This is a genomic window from Paenibacillus popilliae ATCC 14706, from assembly GCF_000315235.1.
Lineage (GTDB): Bacteria > Bacillota > Bacilli > Paenibacillales > Paenibacillaceae > Paenibacillus_B > Paenibacillus_B popilliae.
The window spans coordinates 1-1,968 of sequence record NZ_BALG01000237.1 but is presented as its reverse complement, the minus strand read 5'-3'; the positions used below and the strand labels follow the sequence as shown (position 1 = coordinate 1,968).

1 protein-coding gene and 2 pseudogenes are annotated in these 1,968 nt (G+C 48.3%); 1 reads left to right on the top strand and 2 read right to left on the bottom strand.

What is annotated here, in order from left to right; genetic code table 11:
* A partial coding sequence (locus PPOP_RS14975) for an ABC transporter substrate-binding protein (RefSeq protein WP_306304727.1) occupies window positions 1-1,357 on the top strand: 1,357 nt, incomplete at its 5' end.
* Between the two features lie 249 nt (window positions 1,358-1,606).
* On the opposite strand, the pseudogene PPOP_RS14970 reads toward PPOP_RS14975, so the two are convergent.
* Together PPOP_RS14970 and PPOP_RS22145 are read right to left on the bottom strand one after the other, a co-directional pair.
* Window positions 1,607-1,798: pseudogene (locus PPOP_RS14970) on the bottom strand (ATP-binding protein); the annotation flags it as partial.
* A gap of 38 nt (window positions 1,799-1,836) precedes the next feature.
* Window positions 1,837-1,968 (bottom strand): annotated as a pseudogene (locus tag PPOP_RS22145) (IS21 family transposase); the annotation flags it as partial.

Sequence of the window (1,968 nt, the reverse complement as noted above, 5' to 3'; positions counted from 1 at the left end):
GGTGGGAGAGATCGAGATGAAGACAAAGTGGAAAATGGCCTGTATGCTGCTAACTATTGTAAGCTTGCTCAGCGGCTGTTTCGGAGAGAAGAAGACATTGGAGCCATTGAAAGAAGGAAAAGAAACGCTAAAGGTGATGTGTGACGACGCAGATCAGTTCTATCGTCGGTATGGTAATATTTTTACGGTTACCCATCCGAGTATTGATTTGGATGTGATTAGTATCGTGGAGAGGGGACGTAAGCCCGAATATGAAGAGATACTTACATTGATAGAGAAGCATCAACCTGATGTGCTGCTCTTGGACGAGGGATTGTTGGCATCCTACGCCCAAGAGGGAAAGCTATCTAGTTTAGAAGAAATGATAGCGGAAGACAAATTTGATTTAGCAGAATACACGCCGGGCGTTATCGAAAGCCTACGTGCGAAAGGAAATGGTACGTTATATGCACTGGCCCCTCATTTTACGGTCCCTGTATTGTATTACAACCGCGGTTTGTTTGAAGAGAACCAGATTAAACTACCGCACAACAAGATGAGCTGGCAAGAGGTGTTTGATTTGTCCAAGCGATTCGAGGGTATGGGAGCAGGTGAGAACCGCGTGTTCGGACTCTCACTGGACGTCATGGACACCACAGACATTTTACGTCATATTTCAAGAACCTTTTCTTTGTCCCTGTTTGATACGAAGGCAGAGAAGTTACTTATTCATTCGGACGGTTGGAAAAGAGCCGTTGAGCTAGCAACGGATGCGGTACGCTCAAAAATCGTCCCTTTTTCTAACTACTATACTGATTTTATAAATGGAAAAGCGGCTATGGTCGTTGCCCAACCTTGGATGATAAGCCATTGCAAGACCTACGGTATAAAAAACTTAGATTGGGATATGGTCACCCTTCCAGTGGATCCAAAGAACCCTGATGAATCACCGCATGTGCAATTGGAAGAAAGTTGTGCAATTCCAGCCGCTTCCCCGAATAAGCGCGCGGCATGGGAATTTATCAAGTTCATCAATGGACCGGAAATGGCGAAGGCTCTGTCTGAGTATGGGCTGTTACCGACGAGAAGTCCATTCCTCAAGGAAATGGATGGCAAGAGCATGGATCCATTCTATATGTTGAAGCCTACATCACAGACTTCGTACTATGGGTGGTATCATAGAAATGTTCCGCGAGAGTTCTCCAATTCCTTCACCCCGTTGCTCGAGGATGCATTGAAAGCGATCGTAGACAACAAGAAGACCGTGGATGAGGCGCTGGCTGAATTGGAAGTGAAGGGTCAGGACGCATTGGCGATAGCGCGCACAGCAAAGAAGAAGGAAAAAAGTTCAGGAACGAAGGCTACAACAGGTAGTTAATGGGCTAGTGCCGAACTGATAGGCGCAGCCGCTTTTATGGGATAATTTGATTTGTAGTGAATGAAGGTGAAAGGATGGATCTTAGTATTGCGGCTATTCATAATCGAGCGAAGCAAGCTAGAAATCCTCCATCAGCAAGGGAAAAGTGCCCGAGCCATCGCCAAGGACATGCCACCATTAGCCGGGAACTGCGCCGACGCAGCCCAAGAGACTTACCATGCGGGATCATCTCAGGAGAACTATGTCCATCGTCGTCAGCATCATCGAGCCGCGCTCATAGCGCTCGGAGACGATCTGGAAGAAGAAGTGGGCGGCCGTGTCGTCCATCTTCCGGTACCCGATCTCGTCAATGATGAGCAGATCCGGCTTCATAAACATTCTGATCTTCTGTCTGATCTTCTGTTTGATCGTGTTCGTCAAATGAGCCGACTGCAGCGTCCGATCACGGTGACTGGGTTCAGCATTTCCTCTTTCCGCATTTCCGCCGGCACCCGGAATGTTGTCCCGTGCAGGCGCTGGTTGGCGACGGTGTCAAGCCAGTGACGCACTTGGCGATTGAGATCCTGCAGTCCGGTGAAGGAACGTACGCGTGGCCAGAAGTTCTTTCGAAC